The organism is Amycolatopsis sp. CA-128772, from assembly GCF_002904295.1.
GTDB lineage: Bacteria > Actinomycetota > Actinomycetes > Mycobacteriales > Pseudonocardiaceae > Amycolatopsis.
Genome location: NZ_PPHG01000005.1, coordinates 40,119 through 66,963 on the forward strand (window position 1 = coordinate 40,119; position 26,845 = coordinate 66,963).

Genomic DNA, 26,845 nt, shown 5'->3' on the forward strand with positions numbered 1-26,845 from the left:
CCCGCTCGCCTAGGGTGGCGCCATGACGGTCAGGGAGAAGGTCGTGCGGGCGGCGGTGCGGCTGTTCGCCGAGAAGGGCTTCGAGGCGACGACGGTCCGCGAGATCGTCGAAGAAGCCGGCGTCACCAAGGGCGGCCTCTACCACTACTTCGAGTCCAAGGACGACCTGCTCTTCGAGATCTACGCCGCGATGCTGCGGATGCAGACGCGGCGGATGGTGACGATCGCCGAGTCGGACCTGCCGCTGCCGGAGCGGCTGCACGCGATCGTCGCCGACGTCGTCGTCACGAGCATCGCCGACCTCGACGCGGCGACGGTGTTCTTCCAGTCGTTCCCGCTGCTGGAGAAGTCCAAGCAGGTCCAGGTGCGGGCCGAGCGGCGCACGTACCACGAGCGGGTGCGGGACCTGGTCGCGGAAGGCCAGCGGACCGGGGTGTTCCGCGACGACGTCCCGGCCGACCTGGTGATCAACTACCACTTCGGCGCGATCCACCGGCTGGGCATGTGGTACCACGCCGAGGGCGAGCTGTCGGGGGAGCAGGTCGGGGCCCACTTCGCCGACCTGATGCTGCGCAGTCTCCGTCCTTAGTGGACGATCTATCGTAGGGGACATGCACACCGTGGCCGTCCTCGCGCTGGACCGGGTCGTCCCGTTCGACCTGGCGACGCCCATCGAAGTCTTCTCGCGGACCCGCCTCCCGGACGGCTCGCCGGCCTACGAGGTGCGGATCTGCGGCCCGGTGCCCGAGGTGGACGCGGGGATGTTCACCCTGCGGCCGCCCTGGGACCTGGCCGGGCTCGCCGGCGCGGACACGATCATCGTGCCGGGCCGCTCGTCGAACCCCCCGGTGCCGCCGGCGGTCCTGGCGGCGTTGCGCACGGCGGCGGCGCGGGGCACGCGGATCGCGTCGATCTGCTCGGGCGCGTTCATCCTGGCGGAAACGGGCCTCCTGGACGGCCTGCGCGCAACGACCCACTGGGCCGCGGCGGCCGAGCTGGCCCGCCTCCACCCGGCGGTGGACGTGGACCCGGACGTCCTGTACGTGGACAACGGCCGGCTCCTGAGTTCAGCGGGCGCGGCGGCGGGCCTGGACCTGTGCCTCCACCTGATCCGCCGCGACCACGGATCGGCGGTGGCGGCCGACGCGGCCCGGTTGTCGGTGATGCCGCTGGAGCGTGAAGGGGGCCAGGCGCAGTTCGTGGTGCAGGACCCGCCGCCGGTCCCGCGCGGGTCGGAGCTGGAGCCGGTCCTGGCGTGGCTGGAGGAGAACTGCGCGCAGGAGCTGACGCTGCCGGCCATCGCGGCGCGGGTGGGGATGAGCACCCGGACGCTGAACCGCCGCTTCCGCGAGCAGACGGGCACGACGCCGCTGCAGTGGCTGCTGAGGACCCGGGTCCGGCGGGCGCAGTACCTGCTGGAGGCGACGGGCGAGCCGGTGGACCGGATCGCCGGCCAGGTCGGATTCGGCTCGCCGACGGCGTTCCGGGAGCGGTTCAAGCGGGTGGTGGGGACGAGCCCGCAGGCCTATCGGGCGGGGTTCCGGGGCGCTGCGGTGTCTTGAGGAGTGGGACTCGGGCGGCCGGCTTGGCGGCTTTGCCGAGGTGAAGTTGCGGCCGCCGGGCGGGCCGGCTCGGGCGACCCTCGCGCCTTGCCGAGGTGGCGTTGCGACGCGAGGGCACCTCGTGGGCGAGGGGCGCCGGCTGAGGTCCGGGTGGGTCGCGTGCCGGCTTGGCGGCTTTGCCGAGGTGACGTTGCGGCCGCCGGGCGGTCGCTCCGCCTGCTGGCCTCCGGCGAGCCTTGCGGCCTCGCCGAGGTGCCGTTGCGGGGCTCTGACCTGCGCGAACTCCGTCGCGCCGCCGAGTTGCCCGGCTTAACCCTTCGCCCGGTCCGCGCCGCGGGCGGTAGGGTCGCTTGCGTGTCGAGCCCCGAAGCGTCCAGGAGCGGGCTGCCGGTCATCCCGGCGGCCCGGTAGCTTCCTCGTCCTCGGGTGCCCGGGTGACCACGAAATCGTCCGCCGATTCCGTGTTCCCTGGAGTTTCGTGTGCCCCTGTACCTCCTCGCCCTGGCCGTGTTCGCCATGGGCACGTCCGAATTTATGCTCGCCGGCCTGGTGCCCGGCGTCGCCGCCGCGCTCGGGGTTTCCCTGGCGCAGGCGGGCTACCTCACCTCCGCGTTCGCCCTCGGGATGGTCGTCGGCGCGCCGCTGATGGCCGCGCTCGCGCGTGGGTGGCGGCGGCGCTGGGCGCTGCTGGGGTTGCTGGCCGTCTTCGTCGCCGCGCACGTCGTCGGGGCGTTGACCCCTTCGTTCGCCGTCCTGCTCGGCACCCGGCTGGTGGCCGCGGTCGCCGACGCCGGGTTCCTGGCCGTCGCCCTGACCGCCGCCACCGGGCTCGTGCCGCCGGGGCGTCAGGGCCGGGCGATCGGCGTCCTGCTGGGCGGCACGACCGTGGCGTGCGTCGCCGGAGTCCCCGGCGGCGCGCTGCTGGACGCCGCGTTCGGCTGGCGCGCGGCGTTCTGGGCCGTCGTCGTGCTGTGCCTGCCCGCGTTCGCCGGGGTGTGGCAGGTGCCCGACACCCCGGCGGGCGCGAAGCCGGCCCGCCTGCGGTCCGAGCTGGCCGGACTCCGCGCGCTGGCCGGGGTGCTCCTGCTCGCGGCGCTGGTCAACGCGGCGACGTTCGGCGTCTTCACCTACCTCGCCCCGCTGGCCGGCGGCACCGCGCCCGTCCCGCTGGTGCTCGCCGCGTTCGGCACGGGCTGTTTCGCCGGTGTCACGGCGGCGGGCCGGCTCGCGGACCGGTGGCCGGGCCGGGTGGTCGCGGTCGGCGGCCCGCTGCTGCTCGCCGGCTGGATCGCGCTGGCTGTGCTGCCGGATGCGCTGCCCGTCCTGGCCTTTGCGCAGGGCGCGCTGTCGTTTGCGGTCGGCGGCACGGTGATCACGCGCATCCTGCACCTCGCCACCGGCGCCCCGACGATGGCGGGGTCGTACGCGACGGCGGCGCTCAACATCGGCGCCACGGCCGGTCCGCTGGCCGCGGGAGCGCTGTTCGGGGTGGTGAGCCCGTTCTGGCTCGCCGCGGCCCTGATCGCGGCGGCGTTGGCGGTGGCGGCGGCCGTCATGCGGGTCGACGGCGGCCGAACCCCGGCCCCGCCACGGTGAGCCCGGCGGCGGGCTGCGGTGGTCACGCTCGCACCAAACCGGCGTGCCCCGCAGCCCGGCCGCGGAGGTCCGTCACGCCCGTACCCGGCGGTCCTGCCGCAACGAGTACAGCGCGACCCCCAGCCCCGCCACGGTCAGCGCCGCGGCAACCAGGTAGATCGGCCGCGGGCTGCCGCCGTCTACGATCCGGCCGCCCAGCCAGCCGGCCGCCGCCGCGGCCAGTTGGTAGCCCGCCGCGTTGACCGCGATGGCCAGCGTCGGCGCCGCGCCCGCCGCCGTGAGCACCCGTGTCTGCATGCCCGGCACGATCGCGAACGCCAGCGCGCCCAGCAGGACCGTCGTCACCACCGTCGCGACCGGGTTGCCCGCCCCCAGCCACGCCAGGGCGAGCACGCCGGCCAGCGTCGCGAGCAACCCGGCCAGCGACGGCAGCAACGCGCGGTCCGCGAGGCGGCCGCCGGCGATGTTGCCGAGGACCGCGCCCGCGCCGTAAGCGAGCAGCAGGACCGGGACCGCGCCGGCCGGGAAGCCGCCGACCTCGGTGAGGAGCGGGGCGAGGTAGGTGAAGACCGTCAGGACGCCGACGTTGCCGACCGCGGTCAGCGCGATCGCCAGCTGCACCCGCCGGTCGGTGAAGACCCGCAGTTCCCCGGTCACCGGGCCGGTCGCCGGCGGCCGGTCCGGGACGAACCGCAGCACCAGCAGCAACGCCAGCGCGGCGGCGGCCGCGACCGACCAGAACGTCGCCCGCCAGCCGAGGTGCTGCCCGACGAACGTGCCCAGCGGCGCGCCGAGGACGATGCCCAGGTTCAGCCCCAGCGCCACCTTGGCGACGGCGCTGCCCTGCCGGCCCGGCCGCGCTTCCGCCGCCGCGGTGGCGATCGCGACGGCGAAGAAGGTGGCCACGACCAGGCCGGCGAGCACCCGCGAAACCAGCAGGAGCGGATACCCGGGGGCGAGGGCGGACGCGGCGTTCGCCAGCACCGCCGCCGTCACCAGCCCGGTGATCAGCGGTTTCCGCCCGGCCCGCGCGGTCAGCAGGGTGACGACCGGGCCGCCGGCGATCATGCCGACCGCGTAGGCGGTGGTGAGCAGCCCGGCCGCGGAAAGCGGGATCCCCAGCCCGCCGGCGACGTCCGGGAGGATGCCCGACACCACGAATTCGCCGGTGGTCAGGCTGAAGACGACGAGCATGAGCGCGAAAACGGCCACACGAACTCCCCAGATGGTTCGAGCTGTAATCATTCGAGCTAGAACTATCACAGCTCGAACCATGGGCGCTAGGGTGGGGGACATGCCTGCCGAGGACCTCGACCGCGACGTGTGCAAGCTGGTCCACGGCCTCGCGCGCACCCTCGACGGCCACGTCCGCCGCGTCGCGGACGCGATGGGCCTGACCCCGAGCCAGGTGGTGGCGCTGCGCGAGCTGTCGGAGCCGATCACCGCACGCGAACTGGCGGCGCGGATGGCGTGCGAGGCGTCGAACGCCACGTTCGTGCTCGACCGCCTCGAGGAGCGCGGGCTGCTCAACCGCCACCCGCACCCGACGGACCGGCGGGCCAAGCAGATCGTCCTCACGGCGGAGGGAACGCGGCGCCGGGCCGAGGCGCTGAAGCGGCTCGGGGACAGCTCGCCATTGGGATCGCTGCGCGCCGGCCAGCCGGAGGCGTTGCGGGATCTGTTGCGCGCCTTGGCTTCCGCCAGCGAGGCGGGTCAGGAATCCTTGCGCACGAACGGATGATCGGCGTCCGGCCGGGACTGCCTCACGAGGTGGCCCGGCGACGCCGGACGTAGTGGACGATCAGCAACGCGATCGCCCCGATCGCGATCCCGCCGGCCACCGTCCGGACGGCCAGGCCCAGCCCCGCCAACGGGCCCGCCGCGTTGACCACGCCGCTGACCACCAGGACCAGCCACAGCAGAACCGGGCCGGCCGTACGCGTCGAAACCTTGTCGTTGTTCATGTCCTGAACGCTGAAGACCCACCGGGCGAACCAGAATGCCGTCCGCACCCGGATGCGGGGTAGTGCCTGCGCTACCCCGCATCGCGGCCGAGGTAGGCCAGCACCGCCAGCACCCGGCGGTGCCCCGCTCCTTCGTCCGACGGCAGGCCCAGCTTCGCGAAGATGTTCCGGATGTGCTTGAGCACCGCGCCGTCGCTGACGACCAGCAGCTCCGCGATCGTGCTGTTGTTGTAGCCCTCCGCCATCAGTCCCAGCACCTCGCGCTCCCGGGCCGTCAACGCCTCCAGAGGGTCCGCCGTCCGGCGGCGGGCCATCAGCTGGCCGATGACCTCCGGGTCCATCGCCGTGCCGCCCTTGGCGACGCGCTGGAGGGCGTCCAGGAACCGCTCGACCTTGCCCACGCGCTCCTTGAGCAGGTACCCGACCCCGCCGACGCCGTCGGCGAGCAGCTCGACCGCGTAGCTCGTCTCCACGTGCGCCGACAGCACCAGGACCGGCAGCGCCGGGTGGATCTCGCGGGCGCGGACCGCCGCGCGCAGGCCCTCGTCGCGGTGGGTCGGGGGCATGCGGACGTCCATCACCACCGCGTCCGGGCGGTCGTGCTCGATGAAGGCCAGGAAGTCCTCGGCGTTGTCGACCGCCGTCGCCACCTCGATGCCCGCCGTTTTCAGCAGCAGGGAGAGGCCTTCGCGCAGCAAAGCGTCGTCCTCGGCGATCACGACCCGCATGGCAGCTCCACTCGCAGCACGGTCGGCCCACCGGGTGGGCTGGTCAGGGTGAGGGTTCCGTCGAAGGCTTCCGCGCGGCGGCGGATGCCGGCCAGCCCGCTGCCGCGGGACTCGTCCGCGCCACCGCGGCCGTCGTCGCGGATTTCCAAGCACAGCAACGATTCCGTGCCGCCGAGCGTGATGTCCACCCGGGACGCGTCCGCGTGCTTGGTCACGTTGGCCAGCACCTCGGCGACGACGAAGTACGCGGCGGCCTCGACCGCGGCCGGGCGGCCGTGCTCGTATTCGACGTCGACGGCGGCCGGCACCGGGCTGCGCTCGGCGAGCGCGCGCACCGCCCCGGCCAGGCCGCGTTCGCTCAGCAGCGGCGGGTAGATGCTCCGGACGACCGTGCGCAGCTCGGCCAGCGCGTCGGTCGCCGTGTCCTGGGCCTTGACCAGCAGGTCGCGTGCGGTGGCCGGGTCACGGTCGTACAGCTGGCCGGCGATGCCCAGCTGCAGCACGACCGCCGCGATCCGGGCCTGGGTGCCGTCGTGCAGGTCACGCTCGATGCGCCGTAGCTCGGCGCCGTGCGCTTCCAGCGCCGCCGCCCGGGTCGCGGTCAGCTCGGCGACCCGGTCCGCCAGCACGACGCCGGGGGCGGGCGCGAGCAGCTTCCGTGCGGTGCGGGCCTGCCACCGGGCCACGCGCGGCGCCTGCAGGGCCGCCGCGACCATGGCGGCGGCCACGAGGAGGTTCAGCGCGGCCCGCGGCCAGGAGTCCACCACGATCCCGACCGAGCCTTCGATCCCGCCGGGGACCAGCGGCCAGACGAAGGACGTGATGACCTGCTGGAGGGCGCCCAGCGGGAGGCCGAACGCGAGCACGCCGATGATCGTCCCGGTCGCCGCGTGGACGGCGAGCCAGGCGAGGTCGCGGCGGGTGGCGGGGTCCTTGATCGGGGAGCCGTCGCGGTAGGGCTCGGGAATCGGCTCGCCGAGCTTCCGCGCGGCCCGGCGGCGGTCGATCCCGACGGGCAGCCGCGAGAGCCGGATCATCGGCGCCAGCGATGGGATCCCGATGCCGAACGGGCACAGCAGCAGCACGGCGAACAGCCCGACGAGGGCGAACAGCGACAGCATCGAGGTGCCGGCGCCGACCACGAGGTAACGAACCGCCGACCAGCACTCGCGCAGGCGGGTCGTCACCCGCACAGTGTCCCACCCCACCACCGTGGTGGTGCTGGCGCTACCCCCGATCCACCTCTCCACGGGATCGAACCCGGGGCCGCGCCGACCTAGTTTTCCTCAAGACGCAAGAAACAGTCTTAAGGGGACAGACAGATGACCACAGCGAGCGCGTACGCGCTGGAGCTGACCGACGTGCGGAAGGTGTACGGCGCCGGCGACGGCGCGGTCACCGCGCTGGACGGCGTGTCGGCGGGGGTGGCGCGGGGGACGTTCACCGCCGTGATGGGCCCGTCCGGCTCGGGCAAGAGCACCTTCCTGCACTGCGCGGCCGGCCTCGACCGGCCGACGTCGGGGCGCGTGCTGCTCGGCGGCACCGAGATCGGCCGGCTGAAGGAAGGTGAGCTGACGCGGCTCCGGCGCACCCGGATCGGGTTCGTCTTCCAGGCCTACAACCTCCTGCCGTCGCTGAACGTGCTGCAGAACATCACGCTGCCGCTGCGGCTCGCCGGGCAGAAGCCGGACGCGCAGTGGCTGCGGCAGGTCGTCGACGGCGTGGGGATCGCGAACCGGCTGGAGCACCGCCCGGCGGAGCTGTCCGGCGGGCAGCAGCAGCGCGTGGCGATCGCCCGGGCGCTCGTCACCCGGCCCGAGGTGGTGCTGGCCGACGAGCCGACCGGTGCTCTCGACACGCGCACCGGGCGGCAGGTGCTGGATCTGCTCCGCGCCGTCGTCGAAGGCATGGGCCAGACCGTCCTGATGGTCACCCACGACCCGGTCGCCGCCTCGGCCGCGCACGGCGTGCTCTTCCTGGCCGACGGCAAGCTGGCCGGTCACCTCTCGCACCCCACCCCCGAGCGGGTGGCGGAGCGGATGACGCACCTCGGGGAGTGGTGAGCGTGCTGACCCTCGCCTGGCAGACGATCCGGAGCCGGCTCGGCGGGTTCGCCGGCGCATTCCTCGCGGTTCTGTGCGGCACCGCACTGGTGGCGGCCTGCGGCATCCTCATGGAGTCCGGCCTGCGCGCCGGCGTCCCCACCCAGCGGTACGCCGCCGCGGCCGTCGTCGTCGGCGGCGCCCAGTCGGTGGACCCGCCCGGCGCCGACATCCTGTCGTCCGAGCAGGTCGGCGAGCAGCCGTCGGTCCCGGCGGCGCTGGCCGGCCGGATCGCCGCGGTGCCCGGTGTCAAGACCGCCGTCGCGGAGCAGAGCTTCCCGGCGCAGGTCGTCACCCGCGACGGGCAGGTGCTCAACGGCCGGGAGTCCCTCGGCCACAACTGGGACGCGGCCGTGCTGGCGCCGTTCACCCTGCGCGGCGGCAACGCGCCCGCGGCCGCCGACGAGGTCGTGCTGGACGCCGACCTGGCGCGCCGGGCCGACGTCGGCATCGGCGGCCAGGTGCGGATCATGACCCGGTCGGTGCCGGTGACGTTCAAGGTGACCGGCGTCGTCGACGGCACCTCCCGCCAAGCGGCGGTGTTCTTCACCCAGGACCGGGCCGCGGAGCTGGCCGGCCGGCCCGGCCAGGTGCACGCGATCGGCGTCCTCGCCGACCCCGGGGTGGCGCCGGAGGCCCTCGCCGACCGGGTGCGGGCCGTCGCGGGCGGCGCCGAGGTGACCACCGGCGTCGAGCGCAGCAGCATCGAGTTCCTCGACGTCAGCCGGACGCGGACGCTGCTGCTGGCCATCGCCGGGTCGTTCGGCGGCTTCGCGCTGCTGGTCGCGGTGTTCGTGGTGGCCAGCACGCTGGCCCTGACCATCAACCAGCGCCGCCGGGAGTTCGCCCTGCTGCGGGCGGTCGCGGCCACGCCGAAGCAGATCCGCAAGCTCATTGGCACCGAGACGACGCTGGTCGCGCTCGCCGCCGGGGTGCTGGGCAGCGTGCTGGGCCTGGCGGTCGCGTCCGGCCTGCGGGACGCCTTCGCCGCGATCGGCGTGATCCCGGCCGACTTCGGGCTGGCGATCAGCCCGCTCCCGCTGGTGGCCGCGGTGCTGCTCGGCCTGGGCGCGGCCCGGCTGGCCGCCTGGGCGGCGTCGCGCCGGCCGTCGTCGATCCGGCCGGTCGAGGCGCTCGGCGAGGCCGCGGTGGAACGGCGCGAACTCGGCCGCGGGCGGCTGATCACCGGCTGGAGCCTGGTGGCGGCCGGTTTCGGCGGCGCGCTCGTCCCGCTGTTCCTGCGCGGGGACATCGCCGCGGCGATCTCGACGATGTCCACCCTCGTGGTCGTCATCGGGCTGGCCGTGGTCGGCCCGCAGGTGACCGGGCTGGTGGTGCGGTTCCTGGTGCCCCTGCTGGCGCGGGTCTGGCGGATCAGCGGGTACCTCGCGGGGGCGAACGCCCACGCCAACGCCCGGCGCGTCGCGGCCGCGGTGACCCCGGTGATGCTGGCGGTGGCGTTCGCCCTCGCCACGTTCTACGGGCCGACGGCGAGCACCGCGGCGGCCCAGCAGGAGACGGCCCGGTCGACGACCGCCGACTACGTGCTGACCGCGCCGGGCGGGATCTCCCCGGAGGTGGCCACGGCGGCCGGCCTGGTGCCGGGGGTCGCGGCGGCGACACCGGTGGTCCGCACGTCCGTCATCACGGCCACGCCGGGGGGCGACAGCGTCGAGGTCCAGCGGACGCCCGCGCAGGGCCTGGCCGGCGATCGGGCCGGGGCCGCTCTCGAGCTGGGTGTCGACGCCGGGCGGCTCACCGACCTGACCGGGGACACGGTGGCGCTGAGCCGCGCGGAAGCGGACTGGCTGGACAAGAAGCTCGGCGACGAGGTCGAGTTCTACTTCGGTGACGGCGTTCCGGCGAAGCTGCGGCTGGTCGCGACGTACACGCACGACCTGGCGTTCGGCGACTTCGTGCTGCCGGTCGCGCTGGCTCGCGAGCACATCGGTGGCCGGTTGGACGACTCCGTGCTGATCCGGCGCCAGCCCGGCGCGGATTCCGGTGCGGTGGCTTCGGGGTTGAGCGCGCTGCCGTATCCCGGCCTGGTGGTGGCTCCGGCGTCCGTTCTCACCGCTCCGGAAGGCGGCGAGCGGCAGGCGCAGTTCTACCTCAACCTGGTGGCGGCCGGCGTCATCGTCGGGTACCTGGCGATTTCGGTGGCCAACACGCTGGTCCTGACGACCGCGCAGCGCGGACGGGAGTTCGCGTTGCTGCGCCTGGTCGGGACGACGCGGCGGCAGGTGACCCGGATGATGCGGCTGGAGGCACTCGTGACGGTCGGGATCGCCGTCGTCATGGGAACGCTGGTGGCGCTGGTTCCGTTGGCGCTGCTCAACTTCGGGCTGCGGGGGAGCCCGGTGCCGGCCGGGTCGCTGTCCGTCTACTGGGGAATCGCCGGTGGTGCTGTCGTGCTCGGGATGGTGGCGATCGGGGTGGCTACTTCGGTGGCGCTGCGGGCCCGGCCGATCGATGCGATCGGGGTTCGGGAGTAACGGGGTGCGGGGTGGGTCCGGCCGGGCCCACCCCGCACGCGCGTCAGCAGGCCGTGTGGGTGTCCACGCCCTCGAAGGAAGTGACCAGGTACTGGGTGGTCCGGCCGATCAGCACCGCCGTGCCCGCGGCCACGCACTTCTCGCCGGCCTTGGTGCGGATGCCGCCGCCGTAGGTCAGGCTGTACACGTCGATCTTCGTGGCGGCGGAACCGCAGTTGCCCCAGTGGTAGTCGCGCGCGTTCGGCCCGGCCGAGCCCGGCGTCCAGGAATTGCCGCAGGTGACCGACGCGGACGCCGGGCCCGCCGTCAGCGGCAGGGCCGCCAGGGTCAAGCCCAGTGCGGTTGCCGCGGCAATGCGTTTCATGAGAACCCCCGTTGTCGTGTGGGAAACAATGCGGTGCCCACGGTAATCGGTTCCCGGTGCGGCAAATCCCCCTCAATTCCCAGGGGTTGACGGCCGGGCGGGGGCGCGGGAGCATCGAAACTTTCCGAAAGTTATTGCCCCACCAGCGGGACAACTCGCATGCTTTGGCCATCCTGGCTCGCCTGCCAGCCTCGACGAGGAGGAAGCATGCTCACCAAGAAACGCGGCCGCAGCAGGATGTTCGCCGGCGGTGCCGTCCTTGCGCTGATCGCCGCATTCCTGCCCGGGACCGCCTGGGCCGACACGGTCATCACCTCCAACCGGACGGGTACCGACAACGGGTACTACTACTCGTTCTGGACCGCCGGTGGCGGCTCGGTCTCCATGACGCTCTCCTCCGGCGGCAACTACCGGACCAACTGGAGCAACGTCAACAACTTCGTCGCCGGCAAGGGCTGGAGCAACGGCAGCCGCCGGACCGTGAACTACTCCGGCAGCTTCAACCCCTCCGGCAACAGCTACCTGGCCCTCTACGGCTGGACGTCCAACCCGCTCGTCGAGTACTACATCGTCGACAACTGGGGCAGCTGGCGGCCGACCGGGACGTACAAGGGCACCGTGACCAGCGACGGCGGCACCTACGACATCTACCAGACGACCCGCTACAACGCGCCGTCCGTCGAAGGCAACAAGACGTTCAACCAGTACTGGAGCGTCCGGCAGCAGCGGCGGACCGGGGGCAGCATCACCACCGGCAACCACTTCGACGCGTGGGGCCGCGCCGGCATGCGGCTCGGCAGCTTCAACTACTACATGATCCTCGCGACCGAGGGCTACCAGAGCAGCGGCAACTCGAACATCACGGTGGGCTGACCATGCGCCGGTTGAGCACCTTCCTGGCCACGGCGGCCATCGCCGTGGCGAGCACGGTCGCCGTCGGCGCGCCGGCGCAGGCCGCCGCGTGCGGTGGGTACGTCGGCCTGACCTTCGACGACGGGCCGTCGAACGCCCACACCCCGGCCATCCTGAACGCGCTGCAGCAGAACGGGTTGCGGGCCACGATGTTCAACGAGGGCCAGTACGCGGCCGCGTACCCGGCGCAGGTCCGCGCGGAGGTGAACGCGGGGATGTGGGTGGGCAACCACAGCTACACGCACCCGCACCTCACCCAGCAGGGCCAGGCCCAGGTGGACTCCGAGATTTCCCGGACCCAGCAGGCGATCGCGGCCGCGGGTGGCGGCACGCCCCGGCTGTTCCGGCCGCCCTACGGGGAAACCAACGCGACGGTCCAGTCGGTCGAGGCCAGGTACGGCCTGCGGCAGATCATCTGGGACGTCGATTCGGGCGACTGGAACAACGCGAGCGTCAGCGCGATCGTCGCGGCCAACGCCCGGCTGCAGAACGGCCAGATCATCCTGATGCACGAATGGCCGGCCAACACGCTGTCGGCCATTCCGCAGATCGCCCAGAACCTGCGCAACCGCGGGTTGTGCGCGGGCATGATCTCCCCGCAGACCGGCCGGGCGGTGGCGCCGGGCTGAGGGCCGGTGGCGCGGCGGTTGCACCCCGCCGCGCCACCTCCTACTCGACGTACCACTCCACGCGCGCCGAGCCCGGCGCGAGCGACCGGATCTTCGCGCACGTCGTGTGGTTCACCACGAGCCCGGTGGTCCGGCAGAAGCGCGACACCCCGTCGAGAGCCGGCGCCGGGGAGAAGTTGCGGGCCGTCAGGTGCGCTCGCCACACCTCGGCGGCCCGGTCGCCGGTCGATTCCGCGACGCGCCAGCAGCCGCCGGACCCGCAGGCGATGTCCCCGGTGATCCGCAGCTGCGCCGGGCCGGGCAGGACGCCTTCGTCGCCGGGTGCCTCCTGCCACCCGGCGACCAGCACACCGGCGGTGACGACGAACCCGCCGAACACCAGCAGCAGCCACGAACCGGGCCGGCGGCTGCCGATCGCGCAGACCACCGCCGCCAGCGTGGTGTGCAGCCAGCAGACCTCGATCGCCGCCGGCACCCACGGCCCGGCCAGCCCCAGCTCCCGCGGCAGCACGAACCACGTGAGCAGCGCGAGCAGGACCAGCCCGGTCCCCACGCCGGCGCGGCCGGACCGCGCCGATCCGCACCACACGAGGAGCGGGACCAGCGCGAACAGCCCGGCGAACGGATCGTCCCGCGAGAAGGCGACGACGAGCACCGCCGCCACCGGGAGAGCCGCGCGCCACCAATGGGTCTTCACCTGTTCAGCGGTCAGCACCCCGCCATTGTTCCCGGCGCGCTCGCCGGCCGGCCGGTTTTCCCGTGGAGGTTTCGTGGAGGTTCCGGATCACTCCGCGACCCGCGTGCGGCCGCACCAGGCGAACACCGGCAGCTGGTCGCCGCCGCTGGTGGTGGTGAACTCGCCGTCGTGGGAGAAGTGCTCGTAGCCGGCGCCGTAACTGACCTTCGCGACCTCGCCGATGCTGCCGACCGTCCATTCGCGGTGCCGCTCGGCCAGCTCGGCCGGACCACCGGAAAGCGTCACCCTGATCTTCGCCATGATTCGTTCTCCGTGGGTTCGTTCACGCGGGAAGAAGAACCGGAAATGTGGCCTTCGTCTCTCGACGATGCCTGAGCGCGGAATGCCGTGTCAAGATGACCGGCTCCTATGTCGAAATGGTGGTAAATAGGGGTTGACGCAATTCCGGTAAGGGTTTTCCGGGTGATGGGACAGGGGTTGTCCCGCCCGCTAAGGCAAGCGGCCGGTTAACTCGGACATTTCACCGGCGCGGCGATGGCCGGTCGGCTGCCGTTCCCGGAGCGTTCACTTCACGCGCCCGCCCCCTTCATTTGCGGTGCCTAAGTTTCTCCGCGCAAGGCGGAACGGAAGGCACCCATGGACGCACCACTGGCAGTGAGAGCACGCGGGATCACCAAGTGCTTCGGCGACGTCGTCGCGCTGGACGGCGTCGACTTCGACGTGGCGCCGGGGCGGATCCACGGCCTGGTCGGCCCGAACGGCGCGGGCAAGACCACGCTGCTCGGCCTGCTGCTGAGCCTGGCCGTCGCCGACGAAGGCGAGCTGGAGGTGTTCGGCACGCCGGTCGGCCGGGCCCCCGGCGGCGTCGCCGGGTTCGTGGACGGCCCCGGCCTGTACCCGTCGCTGACCGCCTGGCAGAACCTCGACGCACTGGCCCGGCTCGGCGGGCACCCCGTCGGTGACGTCCTCGACGAGGTCGGGCTCGCCGACGTCGCCGACGACCGGGTGCGCGGCTTCTCCCTGGGCATGCGCCAGCGGCTCGGGCTGGCGGCGGCCCTGCTCACCTCGCCGCGGCTGCTGGTGCTCGACGAGCCGGCCAACGGCCTGGACCCGGCGGGCAAGAAGCACGTCCACGGCGTCCTCGACCGCCTGGCGGCGGCGGGCACGACGGTGGTGCTGTCCAGCCACCGGATGGACGACCTCGAGGCGCTGTGCGCGGAGGTGACGATCCTGGCGACCGGGCGCGTGGTGTTCACCGGCCCGCCGGCCGAGCTGACGGCGGAGAACGCCGAGCTCGGCTACCGCCTGCGGACGTCCGACCCGGCCGCCGCCCGGCGCGTGATCGCGCGGACGCGCGGGATCACGGAGGAGCAGGCGCCCCGCCGCGACACGGACGTGCTGGTGATCCGCGCGCGGGTCCCGGCGCTGGACGAGCTGGTCCGGCGCCTGGTGCAGGACGGCGTGGCGGTGCGCGAACTCGCGCCGGTCGTGTCGCCGCTGGAGGCGGCGTTCCTCGCGCTGACGGAGTCGCCGGGGAGCGGTCGATGAGCGCGGGGACCACGTCGGTTGCGTTCCCCGTCCGCACCGAGCAGCAGGAGGGTCGCCGATGACCGCCCCCGTCCGGCCGGTCCCCACCGTCCGCGTCTACCGCTTCGAGCTCGTCAAGCTCTTCGCCACCTGGCGCATCCGGCTCCTCGTCCTCGCCTGCTGGCTCGCGCCCGCCGTCTTCGTCGCCGCGGTCAGCCGGCAGAGCTCGCTGCCCGTCGACACCCTCTTCGGGCGCTGGATGAACGCCACCGGCTGGGCCGGCCCGCTCGTCATGCTCGGCTTTGCCGGCACCTACGCGCTGCCGCTGCTCACCTCCGTCGTCGCCGGGGACGTCTTCGCCGCCGAAGACCGGCTCGGGACCTGGCGGCACCTGCTGGTCGCCGTCCGGTCCGCGCCCCGGATCTTCGCCGCGAAAGCGCTGGCCAGCCTCACGGTTCTGCTGCTGCTCGTCGCCGGGATGGCCGTCTCCAGCACGGCCGGCGGGCTCCTCGCGGCCGGGAACCGGGCCCTCGCCGGCTTCGACGGCCACCTCCTCACCCCGGGCGACGCCGCCGCGAAGGTCCTGCTCGCCTGGGTGAGCGTGCTCGCCCCGACGCTCGCCCTCGCCGCGATCGGGCTGCTCGGGTCGGTCCTCGGAGGACGGTCGCCGACGGGCCTGCTGCTGCCCGCCGTCGTCGCGCTCGCGATGGCGCTGGCCCAGCTGCTGCCGCTGCCGGTCGCCGTCCGGCTGGCCCTGCCCAGCTACGCCTTCGTCGCGTGGAACGGCCTGTTCACCGACCCCGTCCAGCTCGGTCCACTGCTGATCGGCGTCGGCGTCGGCCTCGCCTGGGCGCTCGCCGCGACTGCGTTGGCGTACCTGCTCTTCGTGCGCCGCGACTTCACGAACGCGGCCCACGACGGTTCCCGACGGCGGACTCTGGTCGTCCTGCCCCTGGTCGCGCTCTTCGCCGCTACCGCCGGGATCATCGCCGCGGCGACGCCGGCGCTGGGCTCCGGGATCGGCCAGGACAAGGTGCAGCAGTCGGTGGCCACCGCGTTCGCGCACCTCTACCGCCTGCAGGCGGGACAGCTGCACCGCCCGGACGTCACCGAGGCGCAGCTGGCGGCCACCGCCGCGTGCACCAAGGGCGACGGCCTGGTCGAAGCCGAAGGGCCCGGCAACGACTGGCGCTGCGTCGTCTCCTGGCACCTGCCCGGCGTCGCCGCCACCGGGTCGGCCGTCTACCAGCTCGACGTCACCTCGGACGGGCGGTACGTCGCCGACGGCGACGGGCCGAAGGAAGTGAACGGCTACTTCCAGGTGCGGACCCCGGACGGGGACCAGCCCAACCCGCTCTGGCAGTTCGACGCGAACGTCGAGCTGCTCCCCACCACGAAGGGATGACCGATGCAGGTAACCCGCCACAGACGGCAGGCCAGGAAGGGCGGCACCGGCCGACGGCTCCGGTTCGCGACGGCCGGGTCCGTCACGCTCGTGCTCGTCGCCACCGGCGCGGGCGTCGGTGCCGCGTCGACCCGGCAGTTCGGCGAGGACCAGGTCGGCCAGGTCACCGGCCAGGGCCGGGTCGTCGCCGCCGACCAGTACCTCGACCCGATCGGTGACCGGCTGGTCGTGAACAACGGCAAGATCATGGCGTCCTCGGTCAGCCCGGACGGCAGCCACCTCGCCGCGCTGACCACCGACGGCGGGATCGCGCTCACCGTCGTCGACCTGAAGAGCTGGCAGGTGCAGCAACTCGTCGGCAACTCGGCCACGGCGAACCTGCGCATCGCCGGCAACGACGTCGGCCAGGAAGGCCCGTCGTACGCCCCGGACGGCAAGGCGCTGTGGCTGGCCCAGACCGACGGCTACACCAAGTTCACGGTCAACCCGGACGGCACGGTCGCCACGCCGGTGTCCGTCAAGATCCCCGCGGACGGCGCGAAGCACGCCTTGGTGGCCCAGGCGGTTTTCTCCGCCGACGGGTCCACCGTGTACTCGGCGGTCAACGGCCAGAACCGGGTCGTTGCCCTCGACGCGGCGACCGGGGCGGTCAAGCAGAGCTGGGCCGTCGGCAACGCCCCGCGTGACCTGGTCCGCGTCGGCAGCAAGCTGTACGTCAGCAACGAAGGCGGCCGCCCGGCGCGCCCCGGCGAGCCGACCCTGAACTCCTACAACACCCAGGTGCCGGCCAGCCCGTTCACCGGCGCCACCACCAGCGGCACGGTCAGCGTCATCGACCTGGCGAAGCCGGCCGCCGCGCCGGCGAGCATCGACGTCGGCCTGCACCCGACCGCGGTGTACGCCAAGGCCGGCGCGCTGTTCGTCACCAACACCGCGAGCAACACCGTCTCGGTCATCGACACCTCCCGCGACCAGGTCGTCCAGACCATCGCGACGCAGCCGTGGCCGGAGGCGGCGGTCGGGTACGAGCCGGACGGCGTCACCCTCACCGCCGACGGCCACCTGCTGGTGACGCTCGGCCGCGCCAACGCGGTCGCCGTCTACCGCTACCACCGGGCGCAGGAGCCGGTGAGCTACGTAGGCCTGCTGCCGACGGACTACTTCCCGACGGCGATCGCCACCGTCGGCCCGGACATCGTGGTCTCCAACACCCGCGGCATCGACGCCCGCCGCCCGACCACCGCGGCCGGGCACGGCACGCACGACACGACGTCGAGCCTGCAGAAGTTCCGGCTGCCGGCCGACCCGGCGATCCGCGGGTACACGGCCAAGGTGTTCCGGCAGAACGGCTGGACGCCCGGTTCGGTGCAGGTGGCCCACGACCACGGCCACCGCAACCCGGTGCCGGTCCCGGCGCGGCTCGGCGACCCGTCGACGATCAAGCACGTTTTCCTGCTGGTCAAGGAGAACCGGACCTACGACCAGGTCTTCGGCGACGAAGCACGCGGCAACGGCGACCCGACGGTGACGCAGTTCGGCGAGAACGTGACGCCGAACCAGCACGCGCTCGAGCGGCAGTTCGGCCTGTACGACAACACCTACGACATCGGCACGAACTCCGCCGAGGGCCACAACTGGCTGATGCAGGCCGACAACCCCGAGTACACCGAGTCTTCCGCGGGGGAGTACCTGCGCAGCTACGACACCGAAGACGACGCGCTCGGCCACCAGAGCAGCGGGTTCCTCTGGACCGGCGCGCAGGCGGCGGGCAAGTCGGTGCGGGACTTCGGCGAGTTCCAGCAGTTCCTGACCAAGCCGGCCGGGGCGAGCTGGCAGAACCTGTACTGCGACGCCAAGAACATGGCCGCGACCGGTGAGCCGACGGCGTACCCGCTGGTGTCGTCGTCGCCGATCCCGTCGCTGAACGACGTTTCGGTGCCGGGCTTCCCGAAGTTCGACACGTCGGTGCCGGACATCTACCGGTACCAGATCTGGAAGAACGACTTCGAGAAGCACGGGCCGGCCGACCTGAACATGTTCTGGCTGTCCAGCGACCACACCGGCGGCCCGCCGAACGCGGCCGCCCAGGTCGCCGACAACGACCTCGCCGTCGGCAAGATCGTCGACGAGATCTCGCACAGCCCGTACTGGAAGGACTCGGCGATCTTCGTCGTCGAGGACGACTCGCAGGCCGGCCTGGACCACGTCGACGGCCACCGCGCGCCGGTGCAGATCATCAGCCCGTACGCCCGCCGCGGTGTCGTCGACAGCCACTACTACTCGCAGATCACGATGATCCGGACGATCGAGCAGATCCTCGGGGTCAAGCCGATGAACCAGAAGGACAGCGCGGCGACACCGATGAGCGCGGCGTTCACGCAGAAGCCGGACTACACGCCGTTCACGGCGCTGCCGAACCGGACGTCGCTGACGGCGGGCCTGGCGACCCAGCCGTCCTGCGGCCCGGACACCCCGGCCGCGCCGAACCCGGCCGCCGCGCCGGTGCCGTCGGCGGCCGTGCCGGCGGACAAGGCGCTGCTCGCGACGCAGTGGCAGGAGTGGACGACGCACCAGCGGCTGACCGGCCCGGACGCCGTCGCGGACTACGCCAACCCCGCGCAGATGAACCACTTCACGTGGTACCAGACGCACGGCTGGCAGCTGCCGTACCCGGGTGAGCACCAGGTCTACGCCCCGGACCAGGTGCCGGGCGCCTACCTCCCGTCCGCGGAGTCGGACGGCTGAGCAGGTGACCGGGGGGCTCCTTCGGGGGCCTCCCGGTGCTTCAGCGGGCGAACCGCGGGAGCCGCCCCAGGTGTTCGGCCCGCCAGTGCCGGCCCCGCCGAGGCGTCCGCCAGTGCCGTCCCCGGCGGGGCTGCACCGGCCCGCGAGCGGCGACGACCACCGGCCGGTGCTCGGCGAACCGGGCGGCGGTGAGGCCCATCAGCACCGGGTACCGGACCTCGCCGCGACGCAGTTCGGTGTCGCGTGGCCGGCCTTCCTCCCGGAACCCGAGCTCGCCGTGCAGCGCGAGCGAGGCGAAGTTCGCGCCGTTGATGCTGACCTCGCACTTGCGGTAGTGGCGCAGCTCGAACATGACGCCGAGCAGGATGGTGACGGCGTCGGCGGCGTACCCGCACCGGCGGTACTGCGGCCCGATCCCGATGCCGTAGCTGAACCGGCCGGAAGCCGGGTCGGCCTGGATCCAGATCGACCCGACCAGCGTCCGGTTGTGCAGCGTCTCGATGGCGAAGTGGAAGTCGTCACCGGTGTCGCCGGCCACCCGGTGCGTCGCCCAGTGGCGGTAACCGCCGGCCCGCCCGTCGTGGTCGCGGTCGAACCGGATCAGGGTGCGGTGGTCCGCCGGGCGGACCTCCCGCAACCGCACTTTCCACCCGGCCCAGCTCATCGGCAGTGATGGTACCGCGTCTCACCAGTAGCACTGCGTCGTCATGTCATCCAGCCGGATGAACCGCGAAACCCCGTTCGCGCCGACGATCGCCTTGACGAACACGGGGTTGACCCCGTTGAGGTTCCACCGCGCGGTGTTGACGGCCTGGTAGGCGCCGCTGCCGTTGAGCCAAGGGTAGGTGCTGGCCAGCAGGTGCCCGTTGGCGTCCCAGATCTCGATGCCGACCTGAGCCCCACCGGCGGTCTGCATAAAGAACTGCGAAGCGCACTGGGCGCCGCGCGGCACCGAGTTCGTGACGACCCAGTAGCCCTCGAACGCCCAGCCGTTGGAGGCGAAGAGCCACCCGTTGTTCCGCCCGGAGCGGGCGGTCCCGGCCCCGACGTCGAACCCGGCGGAGGCCGAACCCCCGGTGGCGACCAGCCACGAGGACTGCGGGTTGACCTCGAACCCGTCCTGCACCTGCGACAGCGAGGCGTGGGCGACGCCGGAGCTGACGGCCATCAGCGAAGCGGACACGACGGCGGCCAGGGTGAGACTGCCGAAGCGGCGCAGGGTTCTGCCGCGGGAAATGGTTGCGAGCATGCCGGTTCCTTCCTCGATTCGTAGCAGTTACGACGCAACTGAGCAGCGCGGCCGTGGCGGTGATACATGCCGGGGCAGGGGAGTTGCGGCCGGTAACGGGGGAGGGTGCCGAGGGCGACTCCCGGATATGGACACACCGCCCTTGCCCGCCCTGCCGGATCGTGCCGCGGATGCCGGGTTCCGGCGCTGCCTCGCGGACCTCCTCGGCCTCGTCCGCACCCACCTCCCCGCACGGGCCGTCGAAGCCGGCGAAGGCGAGGAGGACCAACGCGGTGCCCTGCGCAAAGCCCTGGGCTACCTCGACTCCGACTACCCCGACCTGCCGGAGCCGTTCTTCGACGCGCTCCTGCAGGCCGCCGTCCTCGATCCCGATCCGAGCCTGAACCGGCAGTTCGTCGAGCCGCTCAAGGCGGCCTTCGGTGCCCGCCGGACGCAGGAAGCGCTGCTGCACACCTTCGCCACCGGCACGAATCCCGAACGCGCCGGGGTTGCCCGGGCCTGGTACTGGGCCACCCTCGAAACCTTCGAAGACCTCGAAGCCCGCTGGAACCGCGCCGCCCTGCACGAGTTCGTGGCCAACGACGACCTCGATGTCCGCCGGTGTGTCCTGCCGCTGCTGCCGCTCGATCCCGCCGACCATCCGGCCGAGACGAAACCGCTGGTCGACGCGGCCATCCGGATCGCGCGGACGCACTCCGACGCCTACCTGCGGCAGCGGGTCGAACTGCAGGTCGCCGATCCGGGCTGAAGGGCTGTCACAAGCTCCGCACCTCCGGTGTCTCGAGGTCGTTACCGCCCACGACCAGGAGGACGAAACCATGGAACCCCGCATCGACCTGTTCACCACCGAGACCGGCTCGCGGCTGGTCAAGCGGTTCGCCGGCCTCGGGCAGGTGATCGAACGGTCGCCGCTGCCGAAGACCACGCAGGAGCTGGTGAGCCTGCGGGCCAGCCAGATCAACGGGTGCGGCTGGTGCCTCGACATGCACGCCAAGGAGGCCGTCGCGGCCGGGGAGAGCGCCGTGCGGCTCGCCCTCGTCGCCGCGTGGCGGGAAGCCACCGTGTTCACCGAGGCCGAGCGGGCCGCGCTCGCGCTGGCCGAGGAGGGCACCCGGATGGCCGACGCCGCCGAGGGCGTCTCCGACGAAACCTGGGCCCGGGTGCGGGAGCACTACGACGACGAGCAGGTGGCCGCCCTGGTCGCGCTGGTCGCCCTGATCAACGCGGCCAACCGGCTCGCCGTGATCGTGCACCTTAAGGGTGGCTCCTACGAAGCCGGGATGCTCGCCGCCGCCGGGTGAGCCGCGCTGGGCACGGTGATCGTCTTGTACTCGGTGTAGGTGCCGATCCCGGTGGCGCCGTACTCCCGGCCGAGGCCGCTGGCCTTGAACCCGCCGAACGGGCCGTCGAACCCGATCGGTGCGCCGTTGACGGTCACCGTGCCCGTCCGGACCCGGCGGGCGACCGCCAGCGCGTGCGCCGGGTCCGCCGACCACACGCCGCCGGAGAGGTCGTACTCGGAGTCGTTCGCGATGCGGACCGCGTCGTCCTCGACGCCGAGCCGGATGTAGTCGAGGACGCGCTGCTGCTGGTCCCGGCGGACCATCGGGCCGACGAACGTCCCTTCGGCCGCCGGGTCGCCGACCGGCAGGGATTCGATCAGGTCCTGCAGGCCGGCGACGACCTCTTCGTACCGGCTGCGCGGCGCCAGGATGCGCGTCTGCGCGATGCACGATTCGCCGTTGTTGAGCAGCGAACCGAACTTTACGCCCTGGACCGCCGCGTCGAGGTCGGCGTCGGGCAGGATGATCGCGGCCGACTTGCCGCCCGGTTCGAGGCTGACCCGCTTGAGCTGTTCCCCGGCCAGCGCGGCGATGCGGCGGCCGGCGCGGGTCGAGCCGGTGAAGGCGACCTTGTCCGCCAGCAGTTCCGCGAGCAGGTTCATGCTGAGCGTGTTCTCGGGCGACACCTTGAGGACGACGGTGTTGCCGGCCAGCAGGGCCGGGATGATCTTCGCGAGCGCCGAGGAGAACGGCGAGTTCCACGGGATGACCACGGCGACCACGCCGATCGCCTCCCGTCGCACGACCGACCGGAACGGCGCGGCCGGGTCCGACGGTTCGAGCGTCGTTTCCCAGCCGAACTCCGCGGCCGCCGTCAGGAACGCGTTGGCCTGCCGGGTCAGGCCGGACTGGCCGGCCTCGGTGAACCACAGCGCCGAACCGTTCTCCGCGGTGATCAGTGCGGCGATCTCGTCCGCGCGCTTCTCGCGCAGGCTCGCCAGCCGCCGGAGCGCCGCGATGCGGTCCGCGGGCGGGGTGTGCGGCCACGGCCCTTCGTCGAAGGCGCGGCGCGCGGCCGCGACAGCGCGGTCGACGTCGGCGGGCAGTGCCTGCGCGGCGCGGCCGATGACGGAATTGTCGTGCGGGACCGGATGTCCAGCAGATCGGTGCTGCTCGGGGTGGTCCACGTGCCCTCGAACTGCTGCTGACGACGGGCGCCCGCATGCTCGCCGACGACCCCGCCACGAGCATCGCGGCGATCGCGGCGGCGGCGGGCGTGGACCGCCGGACGGTCTACCGCCGCTTCGCGGGCCGCGAAGAGCTCCTGGCAGCGGTGTACCAGGCCCGCCTGACCGCGATCGAGGCGGCGATCGAAGCCGCCCGGCTCCGCGAAGCGCCGGTGCCGGTGGCCCTGCACCGGTACGTGGAGGGAATCGTCGGCGTCAACCGCACCTGGCCGACCGAGGTGAGCCGGATGCGCTCCGACCCGGAAATCTGGGCCCGCCGCCTGCGCGCGATCGACGAGGTGGACCGGTTCCTGCACCGCGCCACGGACGAAGGCGTCCTCCGGCCGGGCCTGCCGGACCGCTGGCCCGGCAACGTGCTCGGCCGGCTGGTGCAGCTGTCCACCCGCGACCTGCCCGGGCTGAGCGACGCCCAGGCTGCCGACGTCATCGTCGACACGTTCCTGCGCGCCTTCGGGAAAACCGAGACCGGCTAGGTCGAGTGTCGAACAGGCAGACGCTCAGCCGGCCCGCTGGTGCCGGCCCGGGGCGTTCGTCCCGGTGTCCGACCCCGAAAGCGCCCGGGCCGTGTTGACCAGCCCGACCATGCTGAACGCCTGCGGCGTGTTCCCCACCTGGCGGCGCGCCTCGGTGTCGTACTCCTCCGACAGCAGCCCGACGTCGTTGCGCAGGCCCAGCAACTGCTCGAACAACCCGCGCGCCTCGGCCGTGCGCCCGGTTGCGTTCAGCGCGTCCGCGAGCCAGAAGCTGCACGCCAGGAAGCTGCCTTCGCCGCCCGGCAGCCCGTCGACGCCGCCGTCCGCGTCGGCGTCGTAGCGCCGGACGAAGCCGCCGTGGGCCAGTTCCGCGCGCACCGCGTCGACCGTTCCGCGTACGCGGGGGTCGTCGGCGGGCAGGAAGCCGACGCGGGGGATGAGGAGCAGGGCCGCGTCCAGGCCGCGGGAGCCGTAGAACTGGGTGAAGGTGTTGCGGTCGGCGTCGTAACCGTGGGTGCAGACGTCCTGGTGGATCTTCGCCCGCAGGGCGCGCCAGCGGTCGGCCGGGCCGTCGAGGCCGTGGTCCTGCACGGTGTGCACCGCGCGGTCGACACCCGCCCAGGCCATCACCTTGGAGTGCACGAAGTGCCGCCGCGGGCCGCGGACCTCCCACAGGCTGTTGTCCGGCTGGTCCCACTGGCCTTCGAGGAAGTCGAGCAGGCCGCGCTGCAGGTCCCAGGCCGGGTGGGAGGTCGGGAGACCGGCCTCGCGGACCAGGTGGAGGCCGTCGAGGACCTCGCCCCAGACGTCTAGCTGGAACTGGCCGGCCGCGGCGTTGCCGACCCGGACCGGCGTCGAACCCTCGTAGCCGGACAGCCAGTCCAACGTGGCCTCGGGCAGCCGGCGGGTGCCGTCGGGGCCGTACATGATCCGCAGGCCGGCGGGGTCGCCGGCGGCGGCGCGGACGAGCCATTCGCGCCAGGCGCGGGCTTCGTCGTGGTAGCCGGTGCCGATCAGGGCCTGCAGCGTGAAAGTGGCGTCGCGCAGCCAGCAGTAGCGGTAGTCCCAGTTGCGTTCCCCGCCGAGCTGCTCGGGCAGCGACGTCGTCGCGGCGGCCAGGATCCCGCCGGTCGGGGCGTAGGTGAGGGCCTTCAAGGTGATCAGGGCGCGGCGCACCTCGGCCTGCCACGGCCCGGTGTAGCGGCACCGGCCGATCCAGTCCGCCCAGAACCGTTCGGTGTCGGCCAGCGCGGTTTCGGCGTCGGCGCTCTTCGGCCGCGGCCGGTACGACGCGCCGTGCGTGAGGACGAACGGGATGCGGTCCCCGGCGGCGACGGTGAACTCGGCGTGGGTGGCCAGGTCCTCGCCGCGCAGCGGGACCGGCGTGCGGACGCGGATCACGTCGGGGCCGGCCACCGCGACCAGTTCGTCGTCTTCGCGCCGGACCCACGGGGTGACCGAGCCGTAGTCGAACCGCAGCCGCAGCAGCATCCGCATCGGCACCCGCCCGGTCACGCCTTCGACGATCCGGACGACGTCGGCGGCCTCACCGCGCGGCGGCATGAAGTCCAGGACGCGGACGGTGCCGCCCGCGGTGTCCCATTCGGACGACATGATCAGCGAGTCGCCGCGGTACGAGCGCCGGGTGGCGGGCCCACCGGACGCCGGGGCGAGCCGCCAGGTCCCGGCCTGCTCGTCGTGCAGGAGGGCCGCGAAACAGGCGGGGGAGTCGAAGCGCGGCAGGCACAGCCAGTCGATCGCGCCGTCGCGGGACAGCAGCGCGGCCGTGTGCAGGTCGCCGAGCAGGGCGTAGTCCTCGATCGGGGGCGCCATGGCGGTCAGTGCTCGCCGGCCAGGTCGAGGACGACCTTGACGTCGTCGGCTGCGGCCTCGAAGGCGTCGGGCGCCTCCTCCAGCGGGACCCGCCGGGTGACGAGGCCGGCCAGCCAGTCCAGGTCCGCGCGGCCGAGGGCGTCGGCGGCGGCGTGGTAATGGCGGAGGTTGGCGTTGACCGAGCCGATGACGACGTCGTTCTCCAGGACGAGTTCGCGGTTGATGGTCCCGGCGTCCACGGTCAGGCTCCGGCCGGTGGGGGAGACGCCGGTCAGGCAGACGATGCCGTAGGAGCCGATGCCGGCCATCGCGTCGAACACCAGCGAGCCGACGCCGGTGGCCTCCAGGACGATGTCCGGCTCGAGGCCGGGCAGCACCTTCTCGATCGGGTCGTGGTGGTAGGTCGCGCCGAGCTGCTCGACCAGCCGGGGCTTGGGGCCGTCGGTGACGCGGTCGAGGACGTGGACGTCGAGGCCGCGCTGGACGCCCAGCAGCGCGCCGAGCAGCCCGATCGGGCCCGCGCCGGTCACCAGCACCCGCCGCGGCTCGAACCAGGCGCGTTCGCCGACGCGCTGGAGCTGCTCCCACGCCTTCGCGACGACCGTGGTCGGTTCCATCAGCATGCCGACGTCCCGCAGCCGCGGGTCGAGGCGCACCGCGTAGTCCGCCTCGACGGTCCACAGCTCGCTGCCGTAGCCGTCGATTTCCTTGATGCCGCGCTCGGTGTAGCGGCCGTTGCGGCACATGTCGAACTCGCCGGCCGCGCACGCGCCGCACGGCACCGGATCGGGCCGCCGGACGACGCCGACGACGAGGTCGCCTTCGGCGAAGCCGCCGGCCGGTTCGAGCACCTGACCGAGTGACTCGTGCCCCAGCACCAGGCGATCCCGGCCCGGCGGCGCCCAGCCGTACTCGCCGCGGGCGATCTCCTTGTCCGTGCCGCACACGCCGAGCGCGAGACCCCGCACGAGCAGCTCGCCCTCGCCCGGCTGCGGATCGGGCACCGTGCCGACCCGCAGGGACCCCTGCTGTTCCGGCACGACGGTCAACGCGCGCATTCTTCGCTCCCTCCCGCGACGGCTCGCGGCGGCTGGTCCTCCGGCACCGGGTTTGACGCGCGAGGGCGGCGCAAAACATGCGACCGGCGACGCATCGGTGGACAAACCCGACGAGGGGTGCAGACGGGGACCTACCAGCCACAACGCCGTTACCCGATAGGGTGAATAACGCGCGAAAAAAGGTGGTGCCGGTCCGGTTCTCCGGAACGGCACCACCTTTTTCGGAATTGCTAGCTGAAATTCACGTCACTGCACCACATGTACGTCTGGTCCTGGTGCGAAGCCTGCCAGATCGTGAACACGATGTGGTGGCCCTTGTACCCGCCGGAGGTCTGGACGTCGAACGTGATGTCCTTCGCCGGGGCGTACCGGCCGGTCTGCGTGATGAAGTCGAGGTTGCCCCAGCCGAGGCGCTGGGTGGTGGGGTCGAACCCGTTCTTGCTGACGTAGACCCGGAAGTAGTCGGCGCCGTGGCTGGCCTGGTCGTACAGGTGCATCGAGAAGTTCGCGCCGAGGTTGCTGGTCCGCCACGCACCCGGGGTGTTCAGGGAGTTGTTGCGCGCCAGGGCATTGCTGCAGAGCTGGCCGTCGGGGGTGGCGCCCTGGAAGTTGCCCTTGAGCCCGTCCCGCAGCGCGCTCATCCAGTTCCACATGGTGTCGGCGTTGGCCTGGAAAGCCTGGTAGCACATGGGATCCTGCTGCTGCATGGCCGGATTCGTGTGCTGGTTGCCCCAGTCCTGCCAGCACTGGTAGGCGCGGGTGCGGGGACTGACGATGGTGCCGTGCGCCGAAGCGGCCGGGACCCCGACGAACAGGCAGGTCAGCAGGGCGATGACGAGTGCGATGACGCTCCGCCGTCCGGTGCCGGACCGGGAGGTGCCGCGCATACGCATGATGGGCCTCCATTCTCGGATGAATCGAGCGTTGGTGATCCATGTGGGAGCGCTCCCAGCGTAGGGAGCAGCGTATACGTGGC

The 26,845-nt window shown here is 72.7% G+C and carries 26 protein-coding genes and 1 pseudogene; 14 read left to right on the forward strand and 13 right to left on the reverse strand.

Features of this window, described 5'->3' with window-relative positions; genetic code table 11:
* Positions 1 to 22: 22 nt before the first annotated feature.
* From C2L59_RS01760 to C2L59_RS01770, 3 genes are all read left to right on the forward strand, one after another.
* Positions 23 to 589: a TetR/AcrR family transcriptional regulator gene (locus C2L59_RS01760; protein ID WP_103347745.1), complete on the forward strand. Its 567-nt coding sequence runs from the start codon at positions 23 to 25 to the stop codon at positions 587 to 589.
* Between the two features lie 22 nt (positions 590 to 611).
* A complete protein-coding gene (locus C2L59_RS01765) occupies positions 612 to 1,562 on the forward strand; it encodes a GlxA family transcriptional regulator (protein ID WP_103347746.1) in 951 nt (316 codons plus the stop codon).
* A gap of 480 nt (positions 1,563 to 2,042) precedes the next feature.
* The gene (locus tag C2L59_RS01770; protein WP_103347747.1) at positions 2,043 to 3,158 is read left to right on the forward strand and encodes a Cmx/CmrA family chloramphenicol efflux MFS transporter; all 1,116 of its coding nucleotides are present in this window, start codon (positions 2,043 to 2,045) and stop codon (positions 3,156 to 3,158) included.
* A gap of 72 nt (positions 3,159 to 3,230) precedes the next feature.
* Here the strand turns inward: C2L59_RS01770 and C2L59_RS01775 are convergent, their stop codons facing one another.
* Positions 3,231 to 4,370: an MFS transporter gene (locus tag C2L59_RS01775; RefSeq protein ID WP_233223218.1), complete on the reverse strand. Its 1,140-nt coding sequence runs from the start codon at positions 4,368 to 4,370 to the stop codon at positions 3,231 to 3,233.
* A gap of 82 nt (positions 4,371 to 4,452) precedes the next feature.
* Here C2L59_RS01775 and C2L59_RS01780 point away from each other — a divergent pair, with 82 nt between their 5' ends.
* On the forward strand, positions 4,453 to 4,899 hold the full coding sequence (locus C2L59_RS01780) for a MarR family winged helix-turn-helix transcriptional regulator (protein ID WP_103347749.1): 447 nt from the start codon (positions 4,453 to 4,455) through the stop codon (positions 4,897 to 4,899).
* Between the two features lie 22 nt (positions 4,900 to 4,921).
* Here the strand turns inward: C2L59_RS01780 and C2L59_RS01785 are convergent, their stop codons facing one another.
* From C2L59_RS01785 to C2L59_RS01795, 3 genes are all read right to left on the reverse strand, one after another.
* Positions 4,922 to 5,122 carry a hypothetical protein gene (locus tag C2L59_RS01785; protein ID WP_103347838.1) on the reverse strand — a complete coding sequence of 67 codons (201 nt, stop codon included), beginning with the start codon at positions 5,120 to 5,122 and terminating at the stop codon, positions 4,922 to 4,924.
* A gap of 71 nt (positions 5,123 to 5,193) precedes the next feature.
* Positions 5,194 to 5,850: a response regulator transcription factor gene (locus C2L59_RS01790; protein ID WP_103347750.1), complete on the reverse strand. Its 657-nt coding sequence runs from the start codon at positions 5,848 to 5,850 to the stop codon at positions 5,194 to 5,196.
* Complete coding sequence (locus C2L59_RS01795; protein WP_103347839.1) at positions 5,838 to 7,037, reverse strand: sensor histidine kinase; 1,200 nt, start codon at positions 7,035 to 7,037, stop codon at positions 5,838 to 5,840. Before C2L59_RS01795 ends, C2L59_RS01790 begins: the two co-directional genes overlap by 13 nt.
* Before the next feature lie 135 nt (positions 7,038 to 7,172).
* On the opposite strand from C2L59_RS01795, the gene C2L59_RS01800 reads away from it, so the two are divergent.
* Both C2L59_RS01800 and C2L59_RS01810 read left to right on the forward strand, forming a co-directional pair.
* A complete protein-coding gene (locus C2L59_RS01800) occupies positions 7,173 to 7,913 on the forward strand; it encodes an ABC transporter ATP-binding protein (protein WP_103347751.1) in 741 nt (246 codons plus the stop codon).
* Positions 7,907 to 10,447: an ABC transporter permease gene (locus C2L59_RS01810; protein WP_199198864.1), complete on the forward strand. Its 2,541-nt coding sequence runs from the start codon at positions 7,907 to 7,909 to the stop codon at positions 10,445 to 10,447. The genes C2L59_RS01800 and C2L59_RS01810 overlap by 7 nt, the downstream gene beginning before the upstream one ends.
* Before the next feature lie 43 nt (positions 10,448 to 10,490).
* Here the strand turns inward: C2L59_RS01810 and C2L59_RS01815 are convergent, their stop codons facing one another.
* Complete coding sequence (locus tag C2L59_RS01815; protein ID WP_146060262.1) at positions 10,491 to 10,811, reverse strand: hypothetical protein; 321 nt, start codon at positions 10,809 to 10,811, stop codon at positions 10,491 to 10,493.
* 207 nt (positions 10,812 to 11,018) lie between these two features.
* On the opposite strand from C2L59_RS01815, the gene C2L59_RS01820 reads away from it, so the two are divergent.
* On the forward strand, positions 11,019 to 11,684 hold the full coding sequence (locus tag C2L59_RS01820; RefSeq protein ID WP_103347753.1) for a glycoside hydrolase family 11 protein: 666 nt from the start codon (positions 11,019 to 11,021) through the stop codon (positions 11,682 to 11,684).
* Between the two features lie 2 nt (positions 11,685 to 11,686).
* Entirely contained in the window at positions 11,687 to 12,352 is a 666-nt protein-coding gene (locus C2L59_RS01825) for a polysaccharide deacetylase family protein (protein ID WP_103347754.1), read from the forward strand.
* A gap of 40 nt (positions 12,353 to 12,392) precedes the next feature.
* Here C2L59_RS01825 and C2L59_RS01830 read toward each other — a convergent pair whose 3' ends face one another.
* Together C2L59_RS01830 and C2L59_RS01835 are read right to left on the reverse strand one after the other, a co-directional pair.
* Positions 12,393 to 13,067, reverse strand: coding sequence for a hypothetical protein (locus C2L59_RS01830; RefSeq protein WP_103347755.1), 675 nt, complete (start codon positions 13,065 to 13,067; stop codon positions 12,393 to 12,395).
* Positions 13,068 to 13,136: 69 nt separating this feature from the next.
* The gene (locus C2L59_RS01835) at positions 13,137 to 13,349 is read right to left on the reverse strand and encodes a DUF5988 family protein (RefSeq protein ID WP_103347756.1); all 213 of its coding nucleotides are present in this window, start codon (positions 13,347 to 13,349) and stop codon (positions 13,137 to 13,139) included.
* Between the two features lie 336 nt (positions 13,350 to 13,685).
* Between C2L59_RS01835 and C2L59_RS01840 the strand changes: the two genes are divergently transcribed.
* From C2L59_RS01840 to C2L59_RS01850, 3 genes are read left to right on the forward strand one after another with little or no spacing between them, the layout of a single operon-like run.
* Positions 13,686 to 14,597: an ABC transporter ATP-binding protein gene (locus tag C2L59_RS01840; RefSeq protein ID WP_199198865.1), complete on the forward strand. Its 912-nt coding sequence runs from the start codon at positions 13,686 to 13,688 to the stop codon at positions 14,595 to 14,597.
* Positions 14,598 to 14,655: 58 nt separating this feature from the next.
* Entirely contained in the window at positions 14,656 to 15,981 is a 1,326-nt protein-coding gene (locus tag C2L59_RS01845) for an ABC transporter permease (protein WP_103347758.1), read from the forward strand.
* 3 nt (positions 15,982 to 15,984) lie between these two features.
* Entirely contained in the window at positions 15,985 to 18,726 is a 2,742-nt protein-coding gene (locus C2L59_RS01850; RefSeq protein WP_103347759.1) for a bifunctional YncE family protein/alkaline phosphatase family protein, read from the forward strand.
* Between the two features lie 40 nt (positions 18,727 to 18,766).
* On the opposite strand, the gene C2L59_RS01855 is transcribed toward C2L59_RS01850, so the two are convergent.
* Together C2L59_RS01855 and C2L59_RS01860 are read right to left on the reverse strand one after the other, a co-directional pair.
* Entirely contained in the window at positions 18,767 to 19,390 is a 624-nt protein-coding gene (locus C2L59_RS01855; protein ID WP_233223219.1) for a GNAT family N-acetyltransferase, read from the reverse strand.
* A 21-nt stretch (positions 19,391 to 19,411) separates the two neighbouring features.
* Positions 19,412 to 19,975: a hypothetical protein gene (locus tag C2L59_RS01860; RefSeq protein ID WP_103347760.1), complete on the reverse strand. Its 564-nt coding sequence runs from the start codon at positions 19,973 to 19,975 to the stop codon at positions 19,412 to 19,414.
* Positions 19,976 to 20,102: 127 nt separating this feature from the next.
* Here C2L59_RS01860 and C2L59_RS01865 point away from each other — a divergent pair, with 127 nt between their 5' ends.
* Complete coding sequence (locus C2L59_RS01865) at positions 20,103 to 20,723, forward strand: hypothetical protein (protein ID WP_103347761.1); 621 nt, start codon at positions 20,103 to 20,105, stop codon at positions 20,721 to 20,723.
* A gap of 70 nt (positions 20,724 to 20,793) precedes the next feature.
* Entirely contained in the window at positions 20,794 to 21,276 is a 483-nt protein-coding gene (locus tag C2L59_RS01870) for a carboxymuconolactone decarboxylase family protein (protein ID WP_103347762.1), read from the forward strand.
* Here C2L59_RS01870 and C2L59_RS01875 read toward each other — a convergent pair.
* Positions 21,243 to 22,420 (reverse strand): annotated as a pseudogene (locus C2L59_RS01875) (aldehyde dehydrogenase family protein). The gene C2L59_RS01870 and the pseudogene C2L59_RS01875 sit on opposite strands and share 34 nt — an antisense overlap.
* Before the next feature lie 60 nt (positions 22,421 to 22,480).
* Between C2L59_RS01875 and C2L59_RS01880 the strand changes: the two are divergent.
* Positions 22,481 to 22,978: a TetR/AcrR family transcriptional regulator gene (locus tag C2L59_RS01880; protein WP_103347842.1), complete on the forward strand. Its 498-nt coding sequence runs from the start codon at positions 22,481 to 22,483 to the stop codon at positions 22,976 to 22,978.
* Between the two features lie 24 nt (positions 22,979 to 23,002).
* Here the strand turns inward: C2L59_RS01880 and C2L59_RS01885 are convergent, their stop codons facing one another.
* The 3 genes from C2L59_RS01885 to C2L59_RS01895 form a co-directional block, all read right to left on the reverse strand.
* The gene (locus tag C2L59_RS01885) at positions 23,003 to 24,811 is read right to left on the reverse strand and encodes a glycoside hydrolase family 15 protein (RefSeq protein WP_103347763.1); all 1,809 of its coding nucleotides are present in this window, start codon (positions 24,809 to 24,811) and stop codon (positions 23,003 to 23,005) included.
* Positions 24,812 to 24,816: 5 nt separating this feature from the next.
* Complete coding sequence (locus C2L59_RS01890; RefSeq protein WP_103347764.1) at positions 24,817 to 25,869, reverse strand: glucose 1-dehydrogenase; 1,053 nt, start codon at positions 25,867 to 25,869, stop codon at positions 24,817 to 24,819.
* Positions 25,870 to 26,099: 230 nt separating this feature from the next.
* On the reverse strand, positions 26,100 to 26,762 hold the full coding sequence (locus C2L59_RS01895; RefSeq protein WP_103347765.1) for a lytic polysaccharide monooxygenase: 663 nt from the start codon (positions 26,760 to 26,762) through the stop codon (positions 26,100 to 26,102).
* Positions 26,763 to 26,845: the final 83 nt, after the last annotated feature.